Source organism: Streptomyces sp. R35 (assembly GCF_041053035.1).
Lineage (GTDB): Bacteria > Actinomycetota > Actinomycetes > Streptomycetales > Streptomycetaceae > Streptomyces > Streptomyces lutosisoli.
Genome location: NZ_CP163440.1, coordinates 9,910,306 through 9,930,328, shown reverse-complemented (window position 1 = coordinate 9,930,328; position 20,023 = coordinate 9,910,306). Strand labels below are relative to the sequence as shown.

Annotated in this window: 20 protein-coding genes; 3 read left to right on the top strand and 17 right to left on the bottom strand. The window is 71.1% G+C overall.

Annotation, left to right across the window (positions count from 1 at the left end):
• Positions 1 to 4: 4 nt before the first annotated feature.
• From AB5J50_RS44600 to AB5J50_RS44540, 13 genes are all read right to left on the bottom strand, one after another.
• Positions 5 to 364 (bottom strand): MmcQ/YjbR family DNA-binding protein, encoded by a 360-nt coding sequence (locus tag AB5J50_RS44600; protein ID WP_369264277.1) that lies wholly within the window; start codon positions 362 to 364, stop codon positions 5 to 7.
• 50 nt (positions 365 to 414) lie between these two features.
• Complete coding sequence (locus AB5J50_RS44595; RefSeq protein WP_369264276.1) at positions 415 to 981, bottom strand: N-acetyltransferase family protein; 567 nt, start codon at positions 979 to 981, stop codon at positions 415 to 417.
• Entirely contained in the window at positions 978 to 1,550 is a 573-nt protein-coding gene (locus tag AB5J50_RS44590) for a helix-turn-helix domain-containing protein (RefSeq protein ID WP_369264275.1), read from the bottom strand. The genes AB5J50_RS44595 and AB5J50_RS44590 overlap by 4 nt, the downstream gene beginning before the upstream one ends.
• 51 nt (positions 1,551 to 1,601) lie before the next feature.
• On the bottom strand, positions 1,602 to 2,507 hold the full coding sequence (locus AB5J50_RS44585; RefSeq protein ID WP_369264274.1) for a LysR family transcriptional regulator: 906 nt from the start codon (positions 2,505 to 2,507) through the stop codon (positions 1,602 to 1,604).
• Positions 2,508 to 2,538: 31 nt separating this feature from the next.
• Positions 2,539 to 3,732: a glycine C-acetyltransferase gene (locus AB5J50_RS44580; RefSeq protein WP_330309036.1), complete on the bottom strand. Its 1,194-nt coding sequence runs from the start codon at positions 3,730 to 3,732 to the stop codon at positions 2,539 to 2,541.
• A 40-nt stretch (positions 3,733 to 3,772) separates the two neighbouring features.
• Positions 3,773 to 4,801 (bottom strand): L-threonine 3-dehydrogenase, encoded by a 1,029-nt coding sequence (tdh, locus tag AB5J50_RS44575; RefSeq protein ID WP_327433700.1) that lies wholly within the window; start codon positions 4,799 to 4,801, stop codon positions 3,773 to 3,775.
• Positions 4,802 to 4,983: 182 nt separating this feature from the next.
• Entirely contained in the window at positions 4,984 to 6,177 is a 1,194-nt protein-coding gene (locus AB5J50_RS44570; RefSeq protein ID WP_369264273.1) for a Gfo/Idh/MocA family protein, read from the bottom strand.
• A 204-nt stretch (positions 6,178 to 6,381) separates the two neighbouring features.
• Positions 6,382 to 6,972 (bottom strand): GAF domain-containing protein, encoded by a 591-nt coding sequence (locus AB5J50_RS44565; RefSeq protein WP_369264272.1) that lies wholly within the window; start codon positions 6,970 to 6,972, stop codon positions 6,382 to 6,384.
• Positions 6,973 to 7,000: 28 nt separating this feature from the next.
• Complete coding sequence (locus AB5J50_RS44560) at positions 7,001 to 7,600, bottom strand: ATP/GTP-binding protein (protein WP_369264271.1); 600 nt, start codon at positions 7,598 to 7,600, stop codon at positions 7,001 to 7,003.
• The gene (locus tag AB5J50_RS44555; protein ID WP_327433696.1) at positions 7,578 to 7,949 is read right to left on the bottom strand and encodes a DUF742 domain-containing protein; all 372 of its coding nucleotides are present in this window, start codon (positions 7,947 to 7,949) and stop codon (positions 7,578 to 7,580) included. The genes AB5J50_RS44560 and AB5J50_RS44555 overlap by 23 nt, the downstream gene beginning before the upstream one ends.
• 2 nt (positions 7,950 to 7,951) lie before the next feature.
• The gene (locus AB5J50_RS44550) at positions 7,952 to 8,386 is read right to left on the bottom strand and encodes a roadblock/LC7 domain-containing protein (protein WP_369264270.1); all 435 of its coding nucleotides are present in this window, start codon (positions 8,384 to 8,386) and stop codon (positions 7,952 to 7,954) included.
• A 74-nt stretch (positions 8,387 to 8,460) separates the two neighbouring features.
• Complete coding sequence (locus AB5J50_RS44545) at positions 8,461 to 10,644, bottom strand: ATP-binding protein (RefSeq protein WP_369264269.1); 2,184 nt, start codon at positions 10,642 to 10,644, stop codon at positions 8,461 to 8,463.
• A 355-nt stretch (positions 10,645 to 10,999) separates the two neighbouring features.
• Positions 11,000 to 12,217 (bottom strand): MBL fold metallo-hydrolase, encoded by a 1,218-nt coding sequence (locus AB5J50_RS44540; RefSeq protein ID WP_369264268.1) that lies wholly within the window; start codon positions 12,215 to 12,217, stop codon positions 11,000 to 11,002.
• A gap of 662 nt (positions 12,218 to 12,879) precedes the next feature.
• Between AB5J50_RS44540 and AB5J50_RS44535 the strand changes: the two genes are divergently transcribed.
• The 3 genes from AB5J50_RS44535 to AB5J50_RS44525 all read left to right on the top strand — a co-directional run bounded on the left by AB5J50_RS44535 (position 12,880) and on the right by AB5J50_RS44525 (position 15,424).
• Positions 12,880 to 14,058 carry a Glu/Leu/Phe/Val dehydrogenase dimerization domain-containing protein gene (locus AB5J50_RS44535; protein WP_369265682.1) on the top strand — a complete coding sequence of 393 codons (1,179 nt, stop codon included), beginning with the start codon at positions 12,880 to 12,882 and terminating at the stop codon, positions 14,056 to 14,058.
• 233 nt (positions 14,059 to 14,291) lie between these two features.
• Complete coding sequence (locus AB5J50_RS44530; protein WP_369264267.1) at positions 14,292 to 14,711, top strand: hypothetical protein; 420 nt, start codon at positions 14,292 to 14,294, stop codon at positions 14,709 to 14,711.
• Between the two features lie 92 nt (positions 14,712 to 14,803).
• Positions 14,804 to 15,424, top strand: coding sequence for a TetR/AcrR family transcriptional regulator (locus AB5J50_RS44525; RefSeq protein ID WP_369264266.1), 621 nt, complete (start codon positions 14,804 to 14,806; stop codon positions 15,422 to 15,424).
• A gap of 174 nt (positions 15,425 to 15,598) precedes the next feature.
• Here AB5J50_RS44525 and AB5J50_RS44520 read toward each other — a convergent pair whose 3' ends face one another.
• The 4 genes from AB5J50_RS44520 to AB5J50_RS44505 form a co-directional block, all read right to left on the bottom strand.
• Positions 15,599 to 16,345 (bottom strand): SIMPL domain-containing protein, encoded by a 747-nt coding sequence (locus AB5J50_RS44520; protein WP_327433688.1) that lies wholly within the window; start codon positions 16,343 to 16,345, stop codon positions 15,599 to 15,601.
• Positions 16,346 to 16,489: 144 nt separating this feature from the next.
• Positions 16,490 to 17,275 carry an SGNH/GDSL hydrolase family protein gene (locus AB5J50_RS44515; protein ID WP_327433687.1) on the bottom strand — a complete coding sequence of 262 codons (786 nt, stop codon included), beginning with the start codon at positions 17,273 to 17,275 and terminating at the stop codon, positions 16,490 to 16,492.
• Positions 17,276 to 17,420: 145 nt separating this feature from the next.
• Complete coding sequence (locus AB5J50_RS44510) at positions 17,421 to 18,140, bottom strand: DUF6250 domain-containing protein (RefSeq protein ID WP_369264265.1); 720 nt, start codon at positions 18,138 to 18,140, stop codon at positions 17,421 to 17,423.
• A complete protein-coding gene (locus AB5J50_RS44505) occupies positions 18,124 to 20,019 on the bottom strand; it encodes a hypothetical protein (protein ID WP_369264264.1) in 1,896 nt (631 codons plus the stop codon). Before AB5J50_RS44505 ends, AB5J50_RS44510 begins: the two co-directional genes overlap by 17 nt.
• Between the last annotated feature and the right edge of the window lie 4 nt (positions 20,020 to 20,023).

The following is a 20,023-nucleotide window of genomic DNA, read 5'->3' as shown; positions in this document are numbered from 1 at the left end:
AATTTCAGTCGGCGGACGGGAGACCCAACTCCGGGTAGGAGTCGAGCAGTCGGGGCGGGGCCGCCTGGCGCCAGGAGTCGGCGAGGATGTCGCGGAGTTCGTCGTCGCCCTCCAGGGAGGCGAGCCGGACCCGGACCCAGGCGAAACCCGCCTCATGGTCGGCGATCCAGAACTTCCCCGGCTCGGCCAGGACGAGTTCGTCGCGCTCCTCCTTCGGGCAGCGCACGGCGATGGAGGTCTCCTCCTCGGGCAGCGTGGCGAACATCTTTCCCGCCACCCGGAACGTGGGCATGCTCCAGGCGATCTTCTCCGTGGTGTCCGGCAGGGAGAGGGCGATACGGCGTACGTCTTCGGCATCCGGCATGAGACGCACCGTAGCCAATGACACTGACATCTCAGCGTGGCCGCCGGTCGTCACCCGCCGACGGCCGTCGCTTCCGCCCCGGCTTCTCCGCCCGCTCCCGACCCCACTCGCTTGTAGAAGATCGTCGTCGGGCGCAACTCGCCCGACGGCGAAGCCGCGTAGTCGGGTATCGCCCCGAGCCGGGTCCAGCCCGCCGAGTGGTAGAGGGACTCGGCGGGGCTGTCGGTCTCGGTGTCCAGGTGCAGGAGGGTCACTCCCGCGGCGGCCGCCTCGGTCTCGGCGGTCGTCAGGAGCGTACGGCCGAGGCCTTGTCCGCGGCCGTCCCGGTGCACCATCAGCTTCACGAGTTCGGCACGGTGGCGGCTGTTGGGCTTGTCCGGGAAGGCGAGGCTGACGGTGCCGAGCAGCCGGTCCACGTCACGAGCCACCCACACGGCGAGATGACCGGCCGACACCGCGGCCGCGCGCCCCTCCCACCAGGCGACGGCCGCCGCGCGGTCGAGCGGCGCGAGGAATCCGACCGAGGCCCCGCCGGCCACGGTGTCCGTCAAGACGTCGGCCAACTCCTCGGCGGCCGCGATGAGTTCGGCCGCGCCGAGCCGGGAGACGGTGGTCACGGCAGCACCACCGCCAGCGCGTACCGCACGTCCTCGGGGCCGGGGCAGCGAAAACGCGTCGGGCCCCACACCCGCAGCCGGAGGCAGTCGCCGGCGGCGAGGCGGTGGCCGACATCCTGCGCCGTCACGTCCAGCGTTCCGTCGAGGACCCAGATGTGCTGTTCCAGGCCGGGCACGGGAGGACGGTCGTACGCGATGTCGGAGCCGGCCGCGAGCCGCCCCTCGACGAGTTCGCCGCGCAGCCCGGCGTGCGGCGGCGACACCGATCGCCGTACGAAACCGGAGGCCTTGTCCTCCCAGATCACCTGGTCGGCCGCCCTCACCAACAGCGCGGGTTCCGCCTCGATCTCGCTGAGCAGCTGCGACATGGTCCGCCCGTACACCCCGCACAGGCGGTTCAGCAGTGAGGCCGTGGGGCTGATCTCCGCGCGCTCGGCACGGGACAGGGTCGAGCGGCTGACCCCGCTGCGCTCCGCCAGCTCCCCCAGGGACCAGCCATGTTCGGCCCGCAGCTCGGCCAGTCGGGCCCCGAGCCGGACGTCGACGGCATCCTCAACATCGTTTCCCATATTCGGGATGTTATCCCAGATGCGAAACGCCCGACAGGGGCCGCGCGCCCGTCACTCCACGGTCGCGGCCTCCGCCAGTGCCTCCAGCACCGGCCGGATCAGCGGATGCCCCTCCGCTCCGCGGCGTACGGCGGCGAAGACGCGACGGGTGGGCGCGACGCCGTCGACCGGGCGTACGAGAACCCCCGTGAGATCCATGCCGCGCAACGCCGAGCGGGGCACCAGGGCCACGCCCGCGTCGGCCGAGGCGAGGGCGACGACGGCGCGGAAGTCGTCAGAGGAGTGTTCGAGGCGGGGCTGGAATCCGGCGTTCTCACAGGCCAGGACGACCACGTCGTGGCACGGGTTGCCCGGGTACGGGCCGATCCACGAATCCTTGGCCAACTCGGCGAGCGGGACCTCGTCGGTACCGGCCAGGCGATGGGTGACCGGGACGACCGCGTCGAAGGGCTCGGCGTACAGGGGCACGTGCGTCAGGCGCGGGTCGTCCGCGTCCGGGCCGCCCCGGTATTCGACGGCGACCGCGATGTCGACCTGCCGGTCGAGCACCATCGGCAGGCTGGCGTCACCCTCGGCGTCGTGGACGCGGATGTGGATGCCGGGCGCCGTGAGGGCGAGCCTGGCCAGCGCGGGGGCGACGACCAGGCCGATCCCGGTCGCGAAGGAGGCGACGGTGACCGTACCCGCGGAGCCCGAGCTGTACGCGGCCAGCTCGGCTTCGGCGCGCTCCAGTTGGGCGAGGACGGCGTTGGTGTGGCTGAGCAGGATCTCGCCGGCGGGCGTCAGCCGGACACCCTTGGCGCCGCGCTCGACGAGCCGGTGCCCCGTCTCCTGTTCCAGCGCGGCCAGCTGCTGGGAGACGGCCGAGGGCGTGAGATAGAGCGCGGCGGCAGCCGCCGTCACTGTGCGGTGGTCGGCCACCGCACGGAGGATATGGAGCCGCCGCGCTTCGATCATGTGACCGATTCTCTCAGGTCACGCGCGCCTTTCAGCTCTCCAGCTCCGCGCGTGCGGCCACGAACGCGTCCACCGCCCGGTTCACATCCTCCGTCGAGTGCCCCGCGGACAGCTGCACCCGGATACGGGCCTGCCCCTGCGGAACCACCGGGTACGAGAAGCCGATCACGTACACCCCGCGCTCCAGGAGCAGCTCCGCCATGCGCCCGGCGACGGAGGCGTCGCCGATCATGACGGGGGCGATCGCATGGTCGCCGGGGAGGATGTCGAAGCCCTCCTCAGTCATCCGGGAGCGGAAGAGAGCGGTGTTCTCGGCGAGCCGGACGCGCAGGTCGTCGGCCGACTCCAGCAGGTCGAGGACCTTCAGGGAGGCCGCCGCGATCACCGGGGCGAGCGTGTTCGAGAAGAGGTACGGGCGCGACCGCTGGCGCAGCAGGGCGACGATCTCGGCGCGGGCGGCGACGTAGCCGCCTGACGCCCCGCCGAGCGCCTTGCCCAGGGTGCCCGTGATGATGTCGACGCGGTCCATCACGCCGTGCAGCTCGGGGGTGCCGCGGCCGCCGGGGCCGACGAAGCCGACGGCGTGCGAGTCGTCGACCATGACCATGGCGTCGTAGCGGTCGGCGAGGTCGCAGATCTCCTTCAGGGGCGCGACATAGCCGTCCATCGAGAACACGCCGTCGGTGACGATCAGCCGGCGGCGGGCGTCGGAGGCCTCCTTGAGCTGGGCCTCCAGATCGGCCATGTCCCGGTTGGCGTACCGGAAGCGGCGCGCCTTGGACAGCCGGATGCCGTCGATGATCGAGGCGTGGTTGAGGGCGTCGGAGATGACCGCGTCCTCGGCGCCGAGAAGGGTCTCGAAGACGCCGCCGTTGGCGTCGAAGCAGGAGGAGTAGAGGATCGTGTCCTCCTGGCCGAGGAACGCGGACAGCCGCGCCTCCAGCTCCTTGTGCACCTCCTGCGTACCGCAGATGAAGCGCACGGACGCCATGCCGTAACCCCACCGGTCGAGCGCCTCGTGGGCGGCGGCGACGACCTCGGGGTGGTCGGCGAGGCCGAGGTAGTTGTTCGCGCAGAAGTTGAGGACCTCGCCGGGGCGGCCGCCCGCGGTGACGTTCACGGTCGCGGACTGCGGGGTGCCGATGACGCGCTCGGGCTTGTGCAGTCCGGCGGCGCGGATCTCGTCGAGGGTGGTGCGCAGGTCGTCGCGTACGGAATCGAACATCATCAGTTCCTTAGAGAGTTCCGTGGAGATCGTGGAGGTCTCAGACAGTCCAGTCGAGGATGACCTTGCCGCCGCGGCCGCCGGCCGCGTCCGCGAAGGCCGCTTCGTGGTCGCGGTAGCCGTACCGGCCGGTGATGACGGGGGCGAGGTCGAGGCCGCCTTCGAGGAGGACCGACATGGCGTACCAGGTCTCGAACATCTCGCGGCCGTAGATGCCCTTGATCGTGATCATGGAGGTGACGATCCGGGACCAGTCGACCGGGAACTCCTGGGCGGGCAGGCCCAGCATCGCGATACGGCCGCCGTGTGTCATGTTGGCGATCATGTCGCGCATCGCTTCGGGGCGGCCAGACATCTCCAGGCCGATGTCGAAGCCCTCGCGCAGACCCAGTTCGCGCTGACCGTCGGCGATCGTCCCCTGCGCGACGTTCAGCGCGAGGCTCACGCCGATCTTGCGGGCCAGCTCCAGGCGCTCCTCGCTGACGTCGGTGATGACGACGTTGCGGGCGCCCGCGTGGCGGGCCACGGCGGCGGCCATCAGGCCGATCGGGCCCGCGCCGGTGATCAGGACGTCCTCGCCGACCAGCGGGAAGGACAGCGCCGTGTGCACGGCGTTGCCGAACGGGTCGAAGATCGCGGCGACATCGAGGTCGACAGGGACGCGGTGCACCCATACGTTGGCGGCGGGCAGGACCACGTACTCGGCGAACGCGCCGTCGCGCCCGACGCCCAGGCCGACCGTGGCCCGGCACAGGTGGCGGCGCCCGGCCAGACAGTTACGGCACTTGCCGCAGACCAGGTGGCCCTCGCCGCTGACGCGGTCGCCGACCTTGATGTCGGGGACGTCACGGCCGGTCTCGACGACCTCGCCGACGAACTCGTGCCCGAGCACGAGCGGCGTGTCGATGGCCTGCTGCGCCCAGCCGTCCCAATTGCGGATGTGCAGGTCGGTGCCGCAGATCCCGGTCCTGAGAACCTTGATCAGTACGTCGCCGGGGCCGGCCTGCGGCTCCGGAACGTCCGCGAGCCAGAGCCCGGGCTCCGCCTTCTCCTTGACCAGCGCCTTCACGCTACGGCTCCTGTGGGTGAGATCCCGGGGCAGGGCACGCCGAAGGAGCCCGTACCGGGGAGAGGGGTGAATTCCCGTAGGAATCTGCCGTACGCCGGTGCTCTTGGTCCATCGAGGTTTTCTTAAGCGCGGCCGCAGCTTTCCTTCACGCCTGTTTCCCTGAGCAGCGGCCGCGGCTTCTTTCACGCCTCCCCGCGGACCTGCCCCCGCTCGAAGTAGGCGACCAGTTCCGGGGCGAGCGGCGGCACCTCGCGCGCAGTGCCGCCGTCCCGCAGTGACTCGGTGGCCCGGAATCCGGCCGCCACCGCCATGCGCGCGGCGACCGGGGAGGTGTCGGTGCGTCCGCCCTCCCGCACGAACCGGAGGAATTCGTCGATCAGCAGCGGGTCGGCGCCCCCGTGCGCGGTGTCCTCGTCGGCCTCCGGCACCGGGTACTCGGCGTCGGCCCGGTCCCGCTGCCCCGAGCGGCGGCTGTTCCAGACCTTCACCACGCCGCCGGGCCCGTCCCCGAAGTTCTCCAGGCGTCCGGCGTCGCCGATGACGGTGTAGTTGCGCCAGTAGTCGGGGGTGAAGTGGCACTGCTGGTAGGCCGCCAGGACCCCGTTGTCCAGGCGCATATTGACGAGCGACACGTCCTCGACGTCGATGACAGGGTTCAGCGCCCGCTGGGTGTGCGGGGGCCAGTGGCCGTCCCCCGTGAACCAGTCGGCCGTCTTGGGCTCTCCCGGCGCCCGCCTGTGCGGGATGTCCCCATACACCATGAGGTCGCCGAGCGCCTGCACCTGCCGGGTGTAGCCACCGGCCAACCAGTGCAGTACGTCGATGTCGTGGGCGCCCTTCTGCAGCAACAGGCCGGTGGTGTACCGGCGTTCGGCGTGCCAGTCCTTGAAGTACCAGTCTCCGCCGTAGCCGACGAAGTGGCGAACCCACACTGTTCTGACCGTGCCGATGTCGCCGCGCTCGATGATGTCGCGCATCAGCCGGATCACCGGCATGTGGCGCATGTTGTGGCCCACGTACAGCCGGCTGCCGGTCTCGAAGGCGGTGCGCAGGATCCGGTCGCAGCGCTCGATGGTGATGTCCAGAGGCTTCTCGACGAAGACGGCCTTGCCCGCGCCCAGCGCCTCGCACGCGATGTCGGCGTGTGTGTGGTCCGGGGTGAGGACGAGCACGGCGTCGACCTCGGGGTCGTCGATGACCTTGTGGTGGTCGTCGACGGTCCGGGCGCCGGGAATGCGGTCGGCGGCGCGGTCCCGCAGCACCGGGTCGTGTTCGGCGACGACGGTCACGCGGGAGCCCCGGCCGGGACGGTGGGCGATGCGCGCGAGGGAACCGCGCAGGCCGAAGCCGAGGGCACCGAGACGCAGGTCGGTCATGGTGTGCCTTTCCATGCGGTGTCGAAGAGGCTCGGGCGCAGCGTTCCTCCGTAAGGGCCGGGTCAACCTCTCCTGGGCACCGACATACAAGTACCGACAAACGACCACGGAGACATGCCATCGGCTACGGAGACATGCCATACGTACATCCCATGTGGGCGCATCACACACACCAACGCCGGACGCCGACTGCCCGGCCCCTCGTCAGAACCCCAGGCCGCCCTCCCGCCGTTCCAGCAGCTCGACCAGTTCCGCCGCCAGCGACTTGATGGTCTCCAGCCCTGCCGTCCCCCAGGGGCGCGGCTCGACGTCGACGACGCAGACCGTGCCCAGGGCGATGCCCGTGTGGTCGATCAGCGGGGCGCCGAGGTAGGAGCGGACGCCGAAATCGTCGACGACCGGATTCCCGGCGAAGCGCGGGTAGTCACAGACGTCCTCCAGGACCAGCGCCTTGCGGCGGACCACCACATGGGGGCAGAAGCCGTAGTCGCGGGTCATGTAGCGGCCCACCTGGGGGGCGGCGTTGTCCTCTGCGTCGATGGCGGGCAGGACGCCCTGGCCGCCTGCGTCCGGGGTGTGCAGACCGGCGAAGAACTGCCGGTTCTCGTCGATGAAGTTGACCATCGAGTACGGGACCGCGGCGACCTCGGCGAGCCGGTCCGCGAAGGCGTCGAAGGCCGGTTCCGTGCGCTCCCCCAGCCCCAGTCGGCGCAGCCGCCGCACCCGGGCCGGGGCGTCCTTGTCCTCCGGGGTGAGCAGCAGACGACCGGCCGTACGCGGCGGGTCGTAACTCATGTGCGGGCTCCCTGACTCTGGGCGGGTGTCATGTGTGGGCTCCGTGGCTCGGGGCGTGTGCGGGCGCGTGAGCGAGCAGGTGGCGGACCAGGGTGAGCAGGGTCTGCACGCCCGAGCTGGAGATCCGGGCGTCGCAGCGCACGACGGGGATCTCGGGGTCGAGGTCGATGGCCGCGCGCACCTCCGCGGGGTCGTAGCGGTACGAGCCGTCGAACTCGTTGATCGCGACGATGAAACCGAGGCCGCGCTGTTCGAAGAAGTCCACGGCCGCGAAACAGTCCTCCAGGCGCCTGGTGTCGGCGAGGATCACCGCGCCCAACGCGCCTTCGGAGAGCTCGTCCCACATGAACCAGAACCGCTCCTGCCCGGGTGTGCCGAACAGATAGAGAACGTGTTCCGGATCGAGGGTGATGCGGCCGAAGTCCATCGCCACGGTGGTCTCGACCTTGTTCTCGATGCCGTCGAGATTGTCGGTCGCTGCGCTGACCGTGGTGAGCAGCTCCTCCGTGCTGAGCGGCGCGATCTCGCTCACCGCGCCGACGAAGGTTGTCTTGCCGACTCCGAATCCTCCCGCCACCAAGATCTTCAAGGCGGTGGGGAAGGGGTCAGAGCTGTCGTCGTAGTCCATCGAGCACTGCCTCCAGAAGAGACCGGTCAGTGGGGTTGTGGTGGAAGGACGGGGGCTTCGTGGTGAGCGCCCCGCAGTCGACGAGGTCGGACAGCAGGACCTTGGTGACCACCGCCGGAAGCTTCAGATGGGCGGCCATCTCCGCGACCGAGACGGGCATCCGGCACAGTTCGAGTGCCTGGCTGTGCTCGGGGCCGAGGTAGCCGAGGGGGGTGGCTCCGGTGGCCATGACCTGGGACAGGAGGTCGAGCGCGGTCGTGGGCCGGGTCCGGCCGTTGCTGACCGTGTAAGGGCGCACCAGCCGTCCGGCCGCGTCATCGAGCCAGGGCCCGTCGCCGGCCGCGGCCACGCTCAAGGCCTCATCGCCGAGGGTCCGACGGCGGGCTGCCGGGGCGCGGTCATCAGATACGGCCGGACGCTCTTGACGAGCATCGCCATCTCGTAGCCGAGCACCGCCGCGTCCGCCTCGCGTCCGGCGAGCACGGCGAGACAGGTGCCGGAACCCGCGGTGGAGACGAACAGCAGGGTCGAGGCGAGTTCGACGACGACCTGCCGTACGTCGCCGCCGTCCCCGAAGCGGACGCCCGCGCTGCGGCCGAGGGAGTAGAGGCCGGAGGCCAGCGCCGCCATGTGGTCGGCGCTGTCCGGGTCGAGGCCGTGGACCGACTTCACGAGCCCGTCGCAGGACAGCAGTACCGCGCTGGTGGTGTGGGGTACGCGCTGTACGAGACCGCTCATCAGCCAGTCGAGATCGGATACATGGCCGGTCGGCGCATCGCTCGCCATGGTGGATCGACTCCTTGGGGTACGAAGGTCTGCGGGAGCGGAGGGGGTGGGTGTGGGGGTGGTGAGGGGCGTCGTCATCCGGCCGGTGTGCTCCCGTCGTGCCGGGCAGTGAGGTCATGTCCGGGCGCGGGCGCGGTGTCCCGCGTCCCCTGCGCGTCGTGCGGCGCCGACGCGTGCGCCGTGTGCGCTTCGGCTATCTGGGCCGTGGGCGCGGGCGTCGCGTCCATCAGCGGTACGTCCCTGGAGTCACCGACATTGGGGGTATCGGCGGCGGCGGAGGACGAGCCGTCCACCTGGGCCACGCCGTCCATGTGCAGAACATCCAGGTGCGGTCGCTCCATGTGGGCGTCGTCCATGTGCGCGCGCGTCACGTGGGCGTGGTCCATGTGCGCACCATCCAGGTGGGCCGCGCCCAACGGCGGCACGTCCACCCGGACCACCTCCAGTGGCGGCAGCGGATCCGTGGGCACCAGGTCCAAGTGCGCCCGGCTCCTGGACGATGACTGCACGGACGATGCCTGCATGCGCTCCGTCTCCGCGTGAGCCGCCTCCGCGAGACCGATCCCCCGCTGGAACGCCGCCATGAGGCCCGGGTCGTGCCCGGCGACGTACTCCGTCTCCTGGCGGGGTGCGGGCCCGTCGCGCAGTTGGGGCGCGATGTGCTCCTGGGCACGTCGCCTGGGCAGTTGGGGCTTGCCCATGGTGCCGCGGACGGCGCCGCCGCGCGGCGTGGGCGGCACGGCCGCGTTCTCCTCCGCGGTGCGCCGGTCCTCGGGGCGGATGCCGGGCAGGGCCTCCGCCGGGTTGGGCCGTTCCATGTGGGTACCTCGCACGGGGAGCGGCGCGGGACCGCTGCCGCCCACGACCGGTGCGAGCGGCGTACCCGGTACGGCGGGCGGTGGTGCCTGGTCCCGCCGGGACTGCCTCGGCAGGGGGGACACCGCGCGGCCGCCGGGCGACGCGGGCGCCGGCACCGGCACCGGCTGCGTGACCTGCGGTCTCACGGGCGCCTCGTGCGGCTGCCCCTGCGTGACGTCCCCGGGGGCGCCCGGCGCGGTACCCAGCAACCCCTGCGGCACGACGAGTACCGCCTGGACACCGCCGTAGATGTTGGTCTGCAGCCGGACGTGGATGCCGTGCCGCCGGGCGAGCTGCGAGACCACGAAAAGGCCGATGCGCCCGTCCTGCAGCAGGCTGGCGACATTGACCTGGTCGGGGTCGGCGAGCAGGGCGTTCATCTTGTTCTGCTCGCCGAGCGGCATGCCGAGGCCCCGGTCCTCGACCTCGACGGCGAGTCCGGAGGTGACCAGGTTGGCGCGGAGCAGCACTTGGGTGTGCGGGGCCGAGAACACCGTGGCGTTCTCAACGAGTTCGGCCAGCAGGTGGATGACGTCGGCGACCGCGTGCCCTCGCAGGGTGCCGTCGATCGGGGGCACCAGCTTGACCCGCGAGTACTGCTCGACCTCGGCGATCGCGGAGCGCAGCACCTCGGTCATGGAGACGGGGTTGCTCCACTGACGGCGCGAGACGGCGCCGCCGAGGACGGCGAGGTTCTCGGCGTGGCGGCGGATGCGGGTGGCGAGGTGGTCGACGTGGAACAGGCCCTTGAGCAGGTCCGGGTCCTCGATCTCGTTCTCCAGCTCGTCCAGGATGGAGATCTCGCGGTGCACGAGGGACTGCAGGCGGCGGGCCAGGTTGACGAAGACCTCGACCTTCTGCTCGCTGCCCGCCTGGCTGGAGAGCTGCGAGGCCTGCACGACGGCCACGACGGCACCGTCGTGAGCCCGCGAGAGATCGGCGGCGAGCAGCTCGAAGTCGTCGGCGTCCGCCGGGGGTTGGCGACGGGCCTTGCGCGCGGGCGGGGTCTCGCCCCGGCGCAGTCCCTCGACGAGGGTGCGCAGGTCGTCCTCCGTCCGCGCGCTGGTGCGACGCAGGGCGCCGATGCGGTCGCGTACGGACTTGGCGGCACGGTCGGCGGCCACGGCGGCGATCAGGATGCCGGCCAGGGCCACGCCCACGGCTCCGGCGAGTACGGCCCACAGGATGAGGCCGGGCCGGGCGCCGGTGGAGCGGACGGTGAACAGTACGGCCGCGCACGCGCTGAGGGCCACCGCGATCGGTGGCAGGACCGCCAGGCGCAGCAGCTGGGGCCGCAGGTGGGTCTCGGGCAGCGAGGGGGCGGTATGGGCGACCGGTCGCCCGTGCCGTCCGCCCTCACGGCGGTCTGCGCGTGCGGCCGGTGCGCGAAGGTGAGACATCGGTGTCCTCGTACTGTGGCGTCGGAAGCGCGGGGGCTCCCGCGGTCTGCGCGACTCGGGCGTGCGCCATCGCGGTGTCGGTCGAGAGTGCCGAAAAAATCGGCCCTGCATCGCCCGACGGCAACTCACAGTAGTCGGCAACGCATCATGTGCGGTGGGCAGTTGACAAAGTCCCACGGCCAGCGTCCCGCTCTGGTATGAGGCCTCGTACGACAGACCGATAACTCCATCGGACACGCGTTCCAGCGGGGCGTCGATCCGATCGGAGCTGGTCAGGAGTGGTCATAAACAGGCAGCGAGGGCCGGGGAGCAGTTTGCTCCCCGGCCCTCGCCGTCCATCGGAAATTCAGGAAACTCAGCCCGCGGGCACCGTCTCCGGCTCCCCGGTGTCCTCCGCCGCGTCGGCGGCGACGTCACCCGGTGTGGCGGCGACGGCCTGCTCGACGGCCGGCCATCCGCCCACCGGCGGGAGGGCCACGCCGCGCCACCAGGGCTCGGACGGGATGGTCTCGGCCGCGGGTTCGAAGGGCTCGCCGGGGCGCGGCAGCGCGACGCGCGCGCCGACCGCGTGCGCGGCGGCCATCGTGCCCTCGCCGGGCTCCGCCCAGGGGTGCGTCGCCAGGTTGAACGTCGCCCAGTGGATCGGCAGCATCACTCCGGAGGGCCGCCCGCTCTGGAGGTCCAGGTGCGCGCGCATGCCCTCCTCGGGCGTCATGTGGATGTCGGGCCAGAACTCGCTGTACGCGCCGATCTGGATCATCGTGGCGTCGAACGGGCCGTGCTCGGCGCCGATACCCTTGAAGCCCTGGAAATAGCCGGTGTCGCCGCTGTGGTAGATCCGGTGCTCGTCGCCCGCGACGGCCCAGGAGGCCCAGAGCGTGTGCTGCGTGTTGCGCAGACCGCGCCCGCAGAAGTGACGCGCCGGAGTGGCGGTCAGGGAGATTCCGCCGATCTTCGTCGTCTCGTTCCAGTCCAGCTCGCGCAGGCGGTCCGCCGACACACCCCAGTGCTCGAGGTGGGCGCCGACGCCGAGCGGCACCGCGAACACCGTGTCCGTGCCGGCCAGGGCCTTGATGCTGGGCAGGTCGAGATGGTCGTAGTGATCGTGCGAGATGACGACGACGTCGACCGGACCGAGCGCCTCCAGCGGCAGGGGCACCGGATGCAGCCGCTTGGGCCCGGCGAAGTTGAACGGGGAGCAGCGCTCGCCCCAGACCGGGTCGAAGAGCACGCGGTGCCCGTCGATCTCCGCGAGGACGCTGGAGTGCCCCATCCAGGTGATCCGCAGGCCGCTCGCCGCGGGCCTGGCCAGGTCGGCGAGCGTCGTCGCGTGCACCGGCACCGTCCCGGTCGGGGCGCGGTGGGCGCGCTCCTCGCTGCGGAAGTAGACCTTCGCGAACTCGACCATGGAACCGTCGGGGCGGGTCCGGGCACTCTCCGGATTCTGGAAGACACCGTCCGCGAAGTTCGGCGACCTGCGGATGCGCTCCATGCGCTCACCACCTGGATCCGCGCCGAAGGCGGCGGGCCGCAGCGAGCGTAGCCCGGAGCTCAAGGTACGGAAACCGGTCACGGATACCTCCAGATGGAGTCGGTCAGGCTTTCATTATGGTCGTCGCCTCTGACAGCGCCGGGTCGCCCCTGTCACAGCACGATGTCCGTGGCCCTGGGTCTGTGTCTCCTCAACCCCACCGCACCCGCGCTTCTTCCGCGCCAGGGAACCGTACTCGAGCACCCCGGGCACGGGGGTGCCCACCGGTGACGGAAGCGAGTACAACCTGAAGTCGCCGGGAGGACCCGCTCCGCTCCCTCACCGATCCCTCTCGGAGGGCGTGTCCGACGGACCGGGCCCGCGCCGGCCCAGCCGCCCTCTACTGATGATCCATTCAGTACGTTGACAGGACCCCGTGCCAGTCCCGATACTGACCGATGATTCAGTAACTGCTCGGGTGACCCGTGTGGAGGCCGACAAGGACGCCTTCGCGGGCGCGGGCCTTGCGGGCCGCCCGTGATGCCGGGACCGCCGAACCCGACGCGCGCTGGATCCCGTACCTCCCGCTCGGTGCCGCGGGCCGCTATCTTCAGCCGACCGGCTTCGGCACGCTCGGCCACGCGCCGCCCGTCTTGGTGTTCGACAACGGCTGCTACGGCGAGAACCGCGACGAGATGGCCGCCCGGGGCGACACCCCCACGTACCCCCGGCCCCACCCTGATCGCCATCCCCGAGGAGACCCGATGACCGCCCCCCTGATGACGCTCACCTGGACGGACCATGTCACCGGCCGCCAGGGCTTCCTCGTCGTCGACCGGCTGGTGCGCGGCGTCTCCAGCGGCGGTCTGCGGATGCGTCCCGGCTGCACGCTGGAGGAGGTCGCCGGGCTCGCCCGCGGCATGACCATGAAGGAGGCCCTGCACTACAACTCCGAGGGCCGCTACATCCCGCTGGGCGGCGCCAAGGGCGGCATCGACTGCGATCCCCAGGACCCGGCGGCGTACGGCCTTCTGGTGCGCTATCTGCGCGCCATGCGCCCGCACATCGAGAACTTCTGGACCACCGGCGAGGACCTCGGCCTCACCCAGGACCTGGTCGACCGGGCCGCCGAGGAGGCGGGGCTCGTCTCGTCCATCCAGGCCGTGTACCCGCTGCTCGACGACGAGGCGACGGCCCGGCAGCGGCTCGCGGACGCCTTCGCGGTCGAGGTGGACGGCATCGGCCTCGACGAGCTGGTCGGCGGCTGCGGTGTCGCCGAGTCGGTGCTCGCGGCCCTGGACCGCGCCGGGGTGACCTACGCGGGGACGCGCGTCGCCGTGCAGGGCCTGGGCACCATGGGCGGGGCCACGGCCCGCTTCCTCGCGCGCGCGGGGCTCGACGTCGTGGCCGTCGCCGACATCAAGGGCACGATCGCGAACCCCGGGGGCCTCGACGTCGAGGCGCTGCTCGCGGCGCGTGACGCGTACGGGACGGTCGACCGCTCGGCGCTGCGCCCCGCCGACCGTGAACTCCCCGGCGACGCCTGGCTGTCCGTCGACGCGGAGGTGCTGGTGCCCGCGGCGGTCTCGTACGCGATCGACGCCGTGAACCAGCGGCGGATCACCGCCCGCTGGATCGTCGAGGCGGCCAACATGCCCGTTCTGGCGGAGGCGGAGGAGCTGCTCGCCGCGCGCGGGGTCACCGTCCTGCCGGACGTGGTCGTCAACTCCGGGACGAACGCCTGGTGGTGGTGGACGCTGTTCGGCGACATCGGCGCCGACGCGGACGAGGCGTTCGCGTACACGCGGCGCTCCATGCGCGCCCTGATCGACCAGATGCTGGCCCGCGCGGAGGCCGACGGGACGACCGCGCGGGCCGCCGCACACGCCATCGTCACCGACCGGCTGCCGGTGATCGCGGAGCGGTTCGGGTGGTACAGATGACGGAGGGGCCGCCAGGCGGGCCTGACCGCCCTCTTCGACCCGCGCCCGGTGGCCGTGGTGGGCGCCTCCGACCACGGAGTCCTGGCACAGGGCAGCCATACCCTGCGGGGAATTGAGGCGCGGGCCGTGCGGAAGCAGAGTCGGTGGTGTCAGAAACCGCAACCGAGGTGACGTCGGAAGCCCCCTCCCGAGGTGACGTCAGACCTCGCGTACCGACCCGCACAAGGAGCACCATGTCCGCCATCGACGCACAGGACCTGATCGAGCGCTACATAGGCGTGTGGAACGAGCCCGACCCCGAGATCCGCCGCAAGACCGTCCACGAACTGTGGGCGGACGACGGTCTGCACATCCTGCTGCCGCCCCAGGAGATGCACGAGCGGGCGGTGGGCCTCGGCTTCGCCACCGCCGCGCTGGAGGCCCGCGGCCACGACGAGCTGCACGCACGCGTGACGCGCGCCTACGAGGAGTTCGTCGCCCCGGGGACGTATGTCTTCAGGATCCAGGAGGCCGCCCGGCAACTGCGTGACGTGATCACGTTCCGCTGGGAGTCCTTCCACACCGGGGAGGGCCAAGCGACGGGCGGTGGCCTGGAGTTCCTCGTCGTCGGCGAGGACGGTCGCATCAAGGCCGACTACCAGTTCGTGGACTGATGCGCGCGCGGGCGCCGCGGTGCCGTCCAGCCGGGAGACCGGAGGAAGCGGCCTCCTCCGGCGCTGTCCCCGGCGGGGGATAGGGTTGCCGCGTGGCGAGAGTGCGGTTGAGCGTGGCGGAGCGGCGTGAGGACTTGCTGCGGGCTGCCGTCGAGCAGATCGAGGCGAGGGGTGTGGCCGCGGTGCGCATCGCCGACGTGGCCTCCTCGCTCGGGGTGAGCAACGCGCTGGTGCTGTACCACTTCTCGACGAAGGAGAAGCTGGTGGCCGCCGCGTTCACCTACGCGGCCGAGGACGACCTCGCCCATCTGCGCAAGCTGCTCGGCCGCCGTACGACGGCGCTGCGGCGGCTGCGGGCGGCCGTGCGCTGGTACGCGCCGACCGGGCAGGCCAAGGGCTGGCGGCTGTGGATCGAGGGCTGGGCGGCGGCGCTGCGCGAGCCCGCGCTGCGGGAGGTCACCTGTGATCTCGACCGGCAGTGGAAGGCCGCGATCATCGAGGTCATCGCGGAGGGTGTGGCCGCGGGCGAGTTCCGCTGCCCGGATCCCACGGGGGCGGCCCTGCGGCTCACCGCGCTGCTGGACGGACTGGCCGTCCAGATGACGGCGTACACGGGCGCGGTGTCACGGGCGCGGACCCACGAGTGGGTGGACGAGGCGCTCGCTCGCGAACTGGGACTTGAGCGGGAGGCGTTGGTGGCGGCGGTGCGCTGAGGCGTGCCCAAGCGCTCCGCCGGGAGTCCGGTGCGCCGGGTGCGGGTGTGTCGTGGCTGGTCGCGCCCACGCGGCGGAGCCGCATGATGTCACAGCCCCGCGCCCTTCCAGGGCGCTGCCCCACCGCACCGGACTTCGCCGAGGTTGCTTGGGCCCGACCACCGTCCGTCCCCCTCAGTTCAGCTCGTACACCGCGGTCACCGTGATCGTGTCCCGGATCTCCCCGGGAGCCACCGGTACGCCCGCCCCGCCCTGGTCGAAGGCGGCCGCCGCGATGGGCACGGGGCGGAGGTCGCCGCTGCCGCTCTCGGTGAGGGAGACGAGTCGGCCGAGCCGCCGTCCACTCAGGCGGGCGTAGTCCAGGGCCTTCGTATGGGCGTCGTCGTGCGCGGCCTCGCGGGCGCGGGAGTGCAGCGGGGCCGGGTCGGCGATGTCGAAGGCGACGGAGTGGATGCGGCCCGCGTCGCCGGTCGCGTCGGTGATGGCCTGGAGGACCGCACCCGTCGTACCGATGGCGCGGACCTTCACCGAGAACGACTGCGCGGCCTCGTAGCCCGTCAGCTGGGAGACGCCGTTCTGGTCCTCGTAGACCGGGGACAGCGAGATGCTCTCGGTACGGATGTCCCGCTCTTCGATGCCTTGGGCGCGTACGGCGTCGAGCAGGGCGTTCGACGCGACGCTCTGCGCGGCGAGCGCCTCCTTCGACGTCTTGGCGATGACGTCGACACCCGCGCCGATGACGGCGATGTCCGGCACGGCGGTGGCGCTGCCCTCGCCGGTGACGGTGACCGTCGAGGGGCTGGGCTCGGCGCTGAGCCCTGGACGGGTGGACAGCGCGAACGCGGGTGCCGTCGCGGTCTGCGGAAGGGTGAGGGCGAGGAGGGTCACGGCGAGTGCGGTGGACGCGCGGAGGGCGGGCATGCGGGTCTCCTTCGGGCGCCGCCCCTCGGGACGTCGGGGCGGGTCGCGGTCATCCCAGCACCGCCGACCGCGACCCGCCCCGCGCCACTCCCACGCTGTCACCTCACCGGTCGAGCCACCGGCGGCGCATCCCGCCGCCGCTGCTCAGGCCACCGATTCGATCCGCATCTTGATGTCGTCGGGCGAAAGGGCCCCCTTGGCCGCCACGTGGTCCCCCGACGACTCCCCGCGCAACCGCCGCCCGATCCACGGAACCAGGTACTCGCGCGCCCAGTGGATGTTGTCGCGCCGCATTTCGAGCGTGCCGCGCGGAGGCAGCGGCGGCCAGGGCTGGTCCGGGTCGGCGGGTACTTCGAGGCCGAGGACCTGGCCGGCGCGGAGCGCGACCCTGGTGTGGCCCTCGGGTGAGAGGTGCAGGCGGTCGCCGTCCCAGGCGCGGCGGTCCTGGATCGTCTTGAGCGACCACAGGTCGAGGACGGGACAGCCGTACCGGTCCGCGATGGCCCGCACATGTCCGTTGTACGTGGCGATCTTGCCGCGCAGATGCTTGAGCACGGGGACGCCACGGGTGTCGAAGCCGGTGGTCACCAGGACGGTGCCGACGGCGGCGGTGAGGTCGGAGATCGCGCGCTCGAAGCGCTCCGCGACCTCGTCGGGGTCGGTACCGGGCCGGATGATGTCGTTGCCGCCCGCACAGAACGAGACCAGGTCCGGGGCGAGTTCCTTGGCCCGCTGGAGCTGGTCCTCGACGATCTGGTCGAGCAGTTTGCCGCGTACGGCGAGATTGGTGTAATTGAAGTCGCCTTCGGGCCGCCGGTCCGCGAGAAGTACCGCGAACCGGTCGGCCCAACCGACAAATGCCCCGTCAGGGCCGGGGTCGCCGACGCCTTCGGTGAAGCTGTCCCCCACCGCCACGTACGACCCGATCACTGATCTGTTGTCACTCTTCGAATCGTCTGCCACATCGGCCCATGATTCACCTTTCGATGTGAGCTACGCGACCGTAAGGAAGGGTTGACGGATGGTGAGATAAACCACTCGTCAAGTGTTGTCCAAACTCGGAATAAGCCTCTGATCAGGGGCGTTGGGACAGCCGCCACACACGGAAGTCGGTGATCCGGAAGTGGCTCCACACGGTCCGGAACGCGAAGTGCCCGCTCGTGTAGGGCTCCGGGTCGGTGTAGTCGAAGACCAGTTGCCCGTTGTTCCACCATTGCACGACGGAGCCGTCCGAGACGATCCGCACGCGGTTCGGCTCATTCGCCGTGAGCAGCGGCTGCGTGTAGTCGTAGATCAGCGGCCGGACGCCCGCCTCCCCGACGTACCGGCGTAGCCGTGTCGTGGTGTTGGTGTTGGCCCCGTATCCCACGTAGTAGGTCTTGAGATAGTCGTACTCCGCGAGGGCACCGCCCCGGGGTGTGGCGAAGAGATCGTCCGGGGAGCGTACGTCGACGGCGTTCCAGAAGTTGTTCAGGTCGGAGACCCGGTCGTTGACGCCGCCCTCGGAGACGGGTGTGGCGGTGTACTCGATGGCGTACGGCCCTTCGAGCTTCCGCTGGAACCAGACCGTCGCGCCGCTGGGTACGTCGATCTCCAGGACGCCGCGCGAGGCGGTGACCGTGCCGCCGTCCTGGAGTTCGGTGGCCCACTGTCCGAGTCCGTGCCGGAAGTCGTCGGCGGCGAGCAGCCGTCCGTGACGGTGACGGGGCGAGGCGCTCGCGTCCTGGGCCGGGACGAGCGCGGCCAGGGCGGCACCCGCGGCGAGTGCGCCGAAGGCTCTACGAGTGGTCGTCATGCGAGGCGTCTCCTTCAGTCGAGGTGGTGGTGATCGCGGGCTTCGGCACCCGCCGGGTCCCGGTGCCCAGGTAGTAGTCCGTGTACGTCGACTGGAGATAGCCGCGTACGGTCCAGCCGAGGCGGTACTCGGGGTTCTGGGCGAGCGTGTAGATGCGGGTCTTCGTCGGTTCGGTGGTGGTGTAGAGGCGCAGCGCGGTGTGGTCGCCCGTCTCGGCGAGGATCTCCTCGCGCCAGTCGCCGAGCAGGTCGCCGTAGAACGGGGTCGCGTTGCGGGCGCCGGAGACGACGCCGTCCGGGTCGAAGAGCCTGGTGCTGGTCTCGGTGTTCGGGTCCCACTTGTCGACGTGCGTGGAGTCGAGGAGTTCGGCGCCCTTGTCGCCGTCCCACCAGATGCGGAAGTTGACGCTGGGCGTGGTCGTGGAGACCTTGCCGTCCTGGACGTTGAAGACGCCGGCGCCGGGCCGGGTGACGTCGGCCGTGGAGGTCCAGTACTCGTAGCCGGGGTGGGACGGGTCGATATCGGCGGCGCTGCCCCGGCCGACGTCGAGGTCGGCGTCGCTGGTCGAGTTCGCCGGATGTTCGCCGGTCACCAGGCGCTCACCGGTGTCGGCGTCGTAGTAGTACCAGGGGAATTTCGATACGACGCCCAGCTCGGACTGCTGGATGGCGAAGCCCTCCAGGCCCGGCCGGTCGGGGTCCAGGTCGGCGATGTCGAAGCGGTCGCCGTGTCCGGCGCCGTCGACCACGTACCGCAGCGTGCCGTCGCTGTTGACGACGTAGTTGCCGTCGGCGATCTCGTCCTTGCCGTCCTGGTCGACGTCGACGGTCCGGATCTGGTGGAAGCTGGTGGCGCCGCTGCCGGACGGGACGACGTACTTCCAACGCCGGGTCAGATCGGTCCCGTTGAAGTCCCACGTCTGGAAGAGGATCCGGAACGAGCCACGCCTGGAGCCGACCCGTGTGACCAACTTCGTGACAAGGCTGGGGTGTTCGCCGTCGAGGTAAGCGATCCCGAAGTGGCCGCCGGAGGGGCCGTCGGCCACGAAGTCGTCGGGCACGGGCTGCCGGGTGCGCTCGGTGCCGCTCTCGCCGTCGATCACCGAGATGAACTGGTTGGCGGGCGAGTCGGCCGTCACCTTCGAGCCGTCCGCGAACGTGGTCCCGTCGGCCGTGTGCACCAGCACCTCGGCCTTCCCGTCGCTGTCGAGGTCGTAGACGGTGACGTTGTCGTCGTTGCGATAGCCGCCGATGGCCGTCGAGCCGCTGATCGCGGCGGGCGCCGGGTCGTTGGCGCCGTTCCCGGACACCTGGGTGTACGAGCCGGGGCCGAGGTCGACGCGCCACAGGCGTTCACCGGTGAGCGTGTACGCCTCCAGGAGGTCGGGCTTGGTCCGGTCGGTGGCGAGGCGGCTGACGACGAGCTCGTACCGCCCGTCCCCGTCGAGGTCCCCGGGCCAGGCGTGCTGCACGGTGTAGCCGTCGGCAGTGGCGAGCGGGATTTCCGCGTATCCCTCGGCGAAGTCGAGCGCTGCCGAACTCGCTTTCTGCTCATGACCGTTGACGACAGCGCGCACGGTGTACGTGCCCGTGCCGGGGCTGTTGTCCTGGTAGGTGGTCGACTTGGTGACCGGTTCGTGGTTGAGCCGTCGGCCGCCCTTGTAGACGTTGAACGCGATGGCGTTCCCGTAGCGCGCGTACTCCGTGCCGAGCAGCCGCCAGCTCAGGAAGGTGCCTTGGCCGGAGGGGACGGCGACCAGGCCGCGGTCGAGGTTCTCCACGACGCGGCGCGTGGAGGCTTCGGCGCTCTGAGACGGGGTGGCGACAAGGCAGGCCAGCAGCGTGGCGGCGGCGATCGCTCCGAGTCTTCGAGGTCTCACGAGG

Coding starts and splice junctions, on each gene's coding strand:
- AB5J50_RS44580 (WP_330309036.1), bottom strand. CDS start 3,732: ATGTTCGATTCCGTACGCGACGACCTGCGCACCACCCTCGACGAGATC.
- AB5J50_RS44535 (WP_369265682.1), top strand. CDS start 12,880: ATGACCGCCCCCCTGATGACGCTCACCTGGACGGACCATGTCACCGGC.
- AB5J50_RS44560 (WP_369264271.1), bottom strand. CDS start 7,600: ATGGACTACGACGACAGCTCTGACCCCTTCCCCACCGCCTTGAAGATC.
- AB5J50_RS44545 (WP_369264269.1), bottom strand. CDS start 10,644: ATGTCTCACCTTCGCGCACCGGCCGCACGCGCAGACCGCCGTGAGGGC.
- AB5J50_RS44585 (WP_369264274.1), bottom strand. CDS start 2,507: ATGATCGAAGCGCGGCGGCTCCATATCCTCCGTGCGGTGGCCGACCAC.
- AB5J50_RS44530 (WP_369264267.1), top strand. CDS start 14,292: ATGTCCGCCATCGACGCACAGGACCTGATCGAGCGCTACATAGGCGTG.
- AB5J50_RS44565 (WP_369264272.1), bottom strand. CDS start 6,972: ATGAGTTACGACCCGCCGCGTACGGCCGGTCGTCTGCTGCTCACCCCG.
- AB5J50_RS44510 (WP_369264265.1), bottom strand. CDS start 18,140: ATGACGACCACTCGTAGAGCCTTCGGCGCACTCGCCGCGGGTGCCGCC.
- AB5J50_RS44550 (WP_369264270.1), bottom strand. CDS start 8,386: ATGGCGAGCGATGCGCCGACCGGCCATGTATCCGATCTCGACTGGCTG.
- AB5J50_RS44520 (WP_327433688.1), bottom strand. CDS start 16,345: ATGCCCGCCCTCCGCGCGTCCACCGCACTCGCCGTGACCCTCCTCGCC.
- AB5J50_RS44570 (WP_369264273.1), bottom strand. CDS start 6,177: ATGACCGACCTGCGTCTCGGTGCCCTCGGCTTCGGCCTGCGCGGTTCC.
- AB5J50_RS44590 (WP_369264275.1), bottom strand. CDS start 1,550: ATGGGAAACGATGTTGAGGATGCCGTCGACGTCCGGCTCGGGGCCCGA.
- AB5J50_RS44600 (WP_369264277.1), bottom strand. CDS start 364: ATGCCGGATGCCGAAGACGTACGCCGTATCGCCCTCTCCCTGCCGGAC.